The following is a 7058-nucleotide window of genomic DNA, read 5'->3' as shown; positions in this document are numbered from 1 at the left end:
CATAGGTATCTACACATTTATCGTGATACCTGTTATTACTTTGCAGAATGATTTCAACCTATCTGTTGGCGGGATTGACTCTCGCCTTACCCGCCGATATCAGACGCTGGTTAAACAGCATATGACGCCCGCGGCTCTTCTTGCTTCTGCGGTTAAAGACCTCGCAAGTGCTCAAAAATCAACTTTCGCAACTACCCAAGCTGTCTGGCGTTTTCTGAATAATAAGCGAATTAGCTTCAGTCAACTCAATGAGCCAATTATTTCGCTAGCACTTGAGCAAATTTCGCTTAGCCCGCATCCATACGCTCTCGTTGTTCATGATTGGTCACGTTTACAATTTCTTTACCATCATGCCAAATACGGACGCTTAAAAATGACGCACGGTGGCGATGTTGGATATGAACTTCAAAGCAGCTTGCTGGTTGATGCTGGCACGGGTTTGCCAATAGCGCCTCTATCTCAGACACTTACCGATGCAACCGGTTGTCATTCAACGTTGGCGGAAGGACTGTCCGAACGGCAGACACATATGGACGCCTTGACGACCGATATTGCCCGTGTGGAATCGCTTAATATAGGTAAAAAGCTGATTCATATAATTGATAGAGAGGGTGACTCTATTGGACATATGCGGACGTTGAGTACTCAAGGAATATGCTGGCTTATCCGAGGAAAAGAAGGACATGGTGCAGAGTGGCAAGGTAATTCATTGAAAATTGGTGAGATTGCTGCTCTTCTGCCATACAACGGATGCGGACAGGTAGACTGGAAAGGGAAAAAAGCTGATATGGAAATCAGTGAAACCTCGATAGTCATAACCCGAGCTGCGCAGCAGAAGCGTAAAGATAAAGAAACCGGCCGCCGCATAAAAATCCAACCTGGAGAGCCTCTGACGGTCAGATTGGTTGTTGTTCGGCTTACGGATGATCTCGGTAATGTGGTGGGACGCTGGACGCTGCTTACAAACGTTTGCAGCGAGATCACCTGCGAGGAAGTAGCTCGTTGGTATTACTGGCGCTGGAATATTGAATCATTTTTTAAGTTGCTGAAAGGTGCCGGACATGACGTAGAAACATGGCTTCAGCGCAGCGCGCCAGCCGTACTACGCAGGTTGTTAATAGCCAGTATGGCTGCTGTTCTGGTATGGCGGCTGCAACGCGCTGAAGGAGAAGAAAATGCGGCAGCCCGCCAGCTGATATGTCGCTTGTCAGGACGACAGCAAAAGCGAGGCCGCAGAGAGAGCGCTCCTGCTCTGCTCGCTGGCCTATCCATCTTGTTGAATACACTAAAATTATTATCGGAATATAGTCTGGAAGAACTTACTCATTTAGCGAGAGTTGCTCTTAAGCCTCCTCCCTGATGTGTAGATACCTATGCTATAAGGGGCAGCCGGTGCCGCTGGTGCCGCTGGTCGAATGGCGTCACCGTTTCAGCGGCGATGCGCTGATTACCGCTACCGGTCCGTCCATCAATGATATGGATTTCGCCGGGCTGCCGCCGATGACGGTGGTGGGCGTCAACGGCGCCTACGCGCTCAAAGATCGGCTCAATTTTCAGCTGTATATCATCGTGGACATGAGTTTTATCGATCGCCGCACCGACGTTTTGCAGGCGATAATCGCCGATCCGGCCTTAACCTTGTTCACCACCTTGCACGGTATCGCCCGGATTATTGACCGTTTCACGCTGGCGGCGGTGCGCTGCCGGCTGGCGCTGATTGAAGACGCCTGTTATCGCGTCTATCAACCCAAGGTTGCCAGTGATGATGTGAGCCGCCACTTCGGCCAGGATCCCCACATCCGGTTCAGTCCGAACTATCCCAATATCGCCTTCACTACCTATATCCGCGCCGGGGTGTTTGATGCCGGCACGGTGGTGTTCTGGGCGCTGCAGATTTTGCTGTTCCTGGGCTTCACGCGTCTGTACATCGCCGGGCTGGACATGACCAATTTCCATCAGCCGCGCTTTTATGAAACCGATCAAGACAAGCTGCCTTCGTTCCTGGCGGAGAAATTTGCCACCCTCATCGTTCCCGCCTTCGGCTTGGCCAGCGAGGTGCTAGAGCAAAACGGCGTGGTGGTGAAAAATCTTTCTGTGCACAGCGCGCTAAGCAACGAGATCTTCGAGAAGGTGAGCTTTCATGATGCTTTCCCGCGCTAGCGAGTGTGCTGGAAAGGGATTCCAGGTTTTCTTTCCGTTATTTCTGTTCTTTAGCGCTCTTTTTTGCGGCTATACTCGGGTCAATAATCTGTTTCACCTGTCCGCGCTGTGCCTGCTGGTAATGCTGGCGGGCAATGCCGTCCTGCGCCGTCAACTCTTCAGCGACCGCAGGTTTAATATCGGGCTGTCGTTGACCACCTTGATGCTGGGCTATTTTTGCCTGACTACGTTGTGGTCCGCCCATCCCCAGGCGCTGATTTCCGACCTCACCCATGCTCTTTATCTGCTGCTGTTTCTTCTCATGTTTCGGCTGATGGCCCTGCAAGGCCGGCGTTCGATAGCGCTATGGGCCGTAGCCGCCGGGATGATGGTGCTGGTGGTACTCACTTTCGTTATGGTCGATGCCAAAACCATGCTAAGCCATCGCATGACGGATGGCTTCTTCGGCGCGCCGCCTAACGTTATCGATTTGGCGGGCTATTTCGCGTTGGGTATTTTTATGTGCCTTATCCTGATGCGCGACACAGGCGCGCGCTGGCTCTATCTGCCGGTCATCGTGCTGTTACTCGCCCTACTGCTTACTCTGAGCCGTGGCCCCCTGCTGTCCTTGCTTTGCGCTCTGGGGGTTCTGTTGGCCTTACGGTCGGCGATACGCCCACGCCATCTCCTGGCGGTGGCGTTGATAGGGGTAGGGGTGTCGGCGCTGCTGTTCATGACGCGTTTTGGCGCTATCTTCTTGCAGCGCATGGTGAGCGGCTATCAACAAAGCTTCATCCGCTTTGGCATTTGGCGCCACACGCTGGAGCTGGTGGCGCAAAAAACCTTCTTTGGCTGGGGACTTGATAAACAGCTATCGTTTGTCAACCTGCTGGGCGATACCATCACCACCACGCATAGCCTGTATCTGGCCGCGCTACTGAAAGGCGGCGCGTGCGGCATGCTGCTGCTGGCGCTGGTGATAATTTACGGCGTCATCATGGCCAAGCGGCAATGTGATCGCCGGCAGGGGCTGGAGGGCGCGCTGTTTCTGTTCGCCGCCGGGTTTTATCTCACCCAGGGGATGTTTATCATCGGCAACCCCGCCGTCGCCTGGAACATGTTCTGGTTGCCGCTGGCGGTGGTGTTGACGCTGCCAGCGGCGGCCTGTCAGGCCGACGTCCCCGCCTGCCCCAGGCGGTGCTGATAGAACTGCGCCAGGGTCATCCCGGTTACCCGGTGTTGCAGCCAGTCGAACAGCTGTTCCAAATCGCGATACAGCCGCTCAATAGCGGCCTCGTCCCTGAACGTCGGGCTGCCGCCCGGCATGAATTCGGATGAATGCAGCATAAACTCCACATAATCACTCCCTGCGGCCAGTCTCTGCGCCGCCAGCTGGCACATTTGCGCGGCATTGCCGCCGGCGGGCCGCAGCCACTGTACAGAGGGACCGCGCCGTTTGCCACGCAGCCGATCGTAAACCTGACTGACCGCATTCACCCAGGGCGCATGCTTGTCGCGGGTGGTCATCGGCACTTCCAGCAGCCGTGAGGCGCCAGGACGAGCAATATTACCGGGATCGATAAAATAGGCGCGATCGGGGAAATGGCGATAATTGCTGCCGCCCGCCCCTGCCGGCGCGCCGGGGGAACGACGCCAATCCACCCGCGGAGTGACCGAGCAATCCACTTGGTAGCCGAGCTCAAGCAGCATGGCGGCATAACGCTCGTCAAACGCCCAGCGGCCGGCGCGATGGCTCAACATTTTGGTCTGGAAGGTGTCTTCCAGCAGTTGGGTCATAAACAGTATTTTTTCCCGCATCACCGCCGCGGGATATTCGATCAGATAGGGCTTATGACGCCCGTCATCGCCGGTGAGATCGTGGGCCGGCGGACTATTCCAAGCGTGCAGATGCATACCGACTTCCGCATTACCGCGCGCGACGGCGTCGCGGGCGAAATCGACAAACACGTCATCCATCGCCATTTCATAATTGGTGAGATAGACCGGCTTAAAGCGATACTTTTCGCATAATGCCTGGAAACGCGGCAGAAAAAGGGCATTCTCGGTCGTAATATGCCGATGGTTTTCCCAGAGATTGTCGCCTTCTGTGTCTATAGTAATAATAAAAGCAGGGGTAGCCATACCGAATCCAGTCTGAAATCAGAGAAATCCATGTTACGCAGCCGCCGTTAACAGCGCAAACTGGATTGTTCGCGATAATCTACCCTACCGGTGAGCCAGCGTGATGCAGTCTTTTACGGCGCTGATGAAATCAAAAGAGATTTTCATCGCGCCTTAGGGTAGGATCACGGGGAAAACAGACCGTGTACAGCGGCACAGAGCGGAACTCAGCATGCGTATATTGATGATCATTGATGGTTTACCCGGCGGAGGGGCAGAGAAAGTGCTGCTGACGCTCGCGCAGGGGTTAGTGTCCCAAGGCCATCGAGTATCGATATTTTCGCTGCGGGGCGTGTGCGACTACGCCTTACCGGAAGGTATTGAATACCAGATTATCGCTGACCACGCCCAGAGTCCCTGGCGCAAGTTGACGGAGCTGGGGCGTCGGGCGCGGGCGCTGGATAAGACGGTCCTGGCGTCGCAACAGCGCAACGGTGAGTTCGATCTGGTGGTTTCTCATCTGCATAAAACCGATCGCATCGTGGCGCGCAGCCGGGTGCTGCCGCGAGATCGTATCTGGTTTTGTCTGCATACCATGTTCTCGTTAGGTTATTTGGGCCATCGTAAAGGCCTTTCGCGTTGGCTGAAACGCCACAAAATTCGCGCGCTGTACCAAAATCGCAATATTATCGCCGTCTCGCGCGGCGTGTTGGAGGATATGCGGCAAACCTTCAATGTTATGCCGCGTCAGGCCGAGGTGATTTACAATCCCTTCGATTTCGCCGCTATACGCCGGCTGGCCGATGCGCCGTGCGAATTGGCCGGTCAGGATTATTTGATTCATGTGGGTCGTCTGCATGAAAATAAGCGTCAGGATCGCCTGCTGAAAGCCTACGCCGAAAGCGGTATCCAGGCGCCGCTGGTGATTTTGGGCAAAGGCAGCGAGGCGATGCTGCGCCGTTTGCAATCCCTAGAGCAAGATTTGCAAATTACCGATCGGGTGCGGTTCAAAGCCTTTAATACCAATCCCTACCCTTATATCCGCCACGCCCGTATGTTGATTTTAAGCTCCGACAGCGAGGGGTTCGGCAATGTGCTGGTTGAGGCGCTTATTTGCCATACGCCGGTGGTAAGTACCCGCTGTCCCGGCGGTCCGGTGGAAATTCTGGACGGCGACCTGTCCGTGGGGCTGGCGGATTTAAGCAGCGCTTCGCTGGCGAAAACCATGCGGGCGATGTATGACCGGCCGCCGGCAATCTCACCTTCCCATCTGCAGGCCTACGAGATAGGGACAATTTGCCGGCAATATATCGCCCTGGCACACAATGCGTCCTGACCCCGGCGACAGCGCCGGGCGCAAATTATCCGATGAACGGCCCATGACGACAATGACTCAACCGGTATCCGCAGCGATCAAGCTTAGCGTTATCGTGCCCCTATATAACGCCGGCGCCATATTTCACACCTTTATGTCTTCCTTATTGGCGCAAACGCTTACCGAGCTGGAAATCATTCTGGTTAACGACGGCTCGACGGACGGCTCGGAAGTGCTGGCGCGGGAGTATGCCGAGCGGTATCCCCATGTCCGGGTGATCGATCAGGCCAACGGCGGCGTCTCGCGCGCGCGCAACGCCGGGTTGGCGACGGCGCGCGGCGTCTATGTGACCTTTCCCGACGCCGACGATATGCTCTATCCCACCCTCTACCAGCGGCTGGTGGCAATGGCGGAGCAAGAAGATCTGGATGTGGCGCAGTGCAACGGCGAGCGTTTTTTTGCCGGCTCACAGCGCATAAAGACGCTGATCCCCCTCGATCGTCTAAGCTCGACCGGCGTGTTGAGCGGCCCCCAGTGGCTGCGTCGGGCGTTGGCGACCCGACGTTACCTGCATGTGGTATGGCTTGGCATCTATCGTCTGTCGTTGATAAAGCAGCTGGATTTGCGCTTTGAGCCAGGGCTGCATCATCAGGATATTCCCTGGACCACCGAATTGATGTTTAATGCCCGCCGCGTCCGTTATACCCAAGATGTACTGTACCGCTATTACATCCACGACCAGTCGATAAGCAACCGTAAACGAACCGGCATGAAAAACGTCGAATACCAGCGGCATTATCTGCGTATCGCCGAATTGCTCGAAGACATCAACCGGCGCTATCGCGGCAAAATTCGTCTTTACCCTGAATTTGCGCGGCAGGTGACCCACGAGGCGCTCTCTGTCTGCCATGCGGCGCGGCGAGAGCCGGATCCGGCGGCGCGGCGGATGATCATCCGCGATATTTTCACTAGCGGTACCCACAAGCGCATGATCCGCAATGCGCGTGGCATCCGCCAAGGGTATCAGCTGCTGTTATGGCTGTGCCGTCTTTACGTCTGGCGTCGCCGCTAACCGCTGCGGCATTACCGCTGGCCGGGCCAGCATAGTCTTAGCCGACCGTCCGGCGCCACCCGTTCCCTTCTTCATTCTTCTAATGTCGCGGTGCCTTATCGGCGGCAACCTTCCCCCGTGCCTGATCCCTAACCCTTTCCTCAGACATGAGCGACATGGCTTATGTCATTTCATCCCGCCAAATTCATTGCATACCTTGCGTGTTTCCCCACGCCAGCCGCCTTATATCTTGATCATTGACTTTCAAAGGTTAATGATCCCCAACTGATCATTGGGATGTTACCGGTGAGTTTGTACTCTGCCTTAAGCTTACAGCTTGTACGTCAGATTAAACCCTGGTGACATATTCATAATCGTCTTCAAGACCGAACGGTATCTTGTGCTACGAGCACGTATTTATAAGGAAGGTCA

At 55.1% G+C, this 7058-nt stretch carries 6 protein-coding genes; 5 read left to right on the top strand and 1 reads right to left on the bottom strand.

The window, feature by feature from the left end; genetic code table 11:
• The 3 genes from CINSTRO3249_RS11075 to CINSTRO3249_RS11065 form a co-directional block, all read left to right on the top strand.
• Nucleotides 1–1360: flagellar biosynthesis protein FlhF (locus CINSTRO3249_RS11075; protein WP_254304262.1), on the top strand; the 1360-nt coding region annotated here is incomplete at its 5' end.
• On the top strand, nucleotides 1360–2160 hold the full coding sequence (locus CINSTRO3249_RS11070) for a sugar glycosyltransferase (protein ID WP_074013329.1): 801 nt from the start codon (nucleotides 1360–1362) through the stop codon (nucleotides 2158–2160). The genes CINSTRO3249_RS11075 and CINSTRO3249_RS11070, both read left to right, overlap by 1 nt.
• On the top strand, nucleotides 2141–3343 hold the full coding sequence (locus tag CINSTRO3249_RS11065) for an O-antigen ligase family protein (protein WP_074013328.1): 1203 nt from the start codon (nucleotides 2141–2143) through the stop codon (nucleotides 3341–3343). Before CINSTRO3249_RS11070 ends, CINSTRO3249_RS11065 begins: the two co-directional genes overlap by 20 nt.
• On the opposite strand, the gene CINSTRO3249_RS11060 is transcribed toward CINSTRO3249_RS11065, so the two are convergent.
• A complete protein-coding gene (locus tag CINSTRO3249_RS11060; RefSeq protein ID WP_074013327.1) occupies nucleotides 3307–4281 on the bottom strand; it encodes a polysaccharide deacetylase family protein in 975 nt (324 codons plus the stop codon). The two genes, CINSTRO3249_RS11065 and CINSTRO3249_RS11060, sit on opposite strands and share 37 nt — an antisense overlap.
• Nucleotides 4282–4492: 211 nt before the next feature.
• Here CINSTRO3249_RS11060 and CINSTRO3249_RS11055 point away from each other — a divergent pair, with 211 nt between their 5' ends.
• The gene (locus tag CINSTRO3249_RS11055) at nucleotides 4493–5596 is read left to right on the top strand and encodes a glycosyltransferase (RefSeq protein ID WP_074013326.1); all 1104 of its coding nucleotides are present in this window, start codon (nucleotides 4493–4495) and stop codon (nucleotides 5594–5596) included.
• Between the two features lie 43 nt (nucleotides 5597–5639).
• Nucleotides 5640–6647: a glycosyltransferase gene (locus CINSTRO3249_RS11050; protein WP_371441379.1), complete on the top strand. Its 1008-nt coding sequence runs from the start codon at nucleotides 5640–5642 to the stop codon at nucleotides 6645–6647.
• Nucleotides 6648–7058 lie beyond the last annotated feature (411 nt).

Origin of the sequence: Candidatus Sodalis sp. SoCistrobi, from assembly GCF_900143145.1 — a bacterium.
GTDB lineage: Bacteria > Pseudomonadota > Gammaproteobacteria > Enterobacterales > Enterobacteriaceae > SoCistrobi.
The sequence above is the reverse complement of the archived record's forward strand: the minus strand, read 5'-3'. Positions and strand labels throughout refer to the sequence as shown.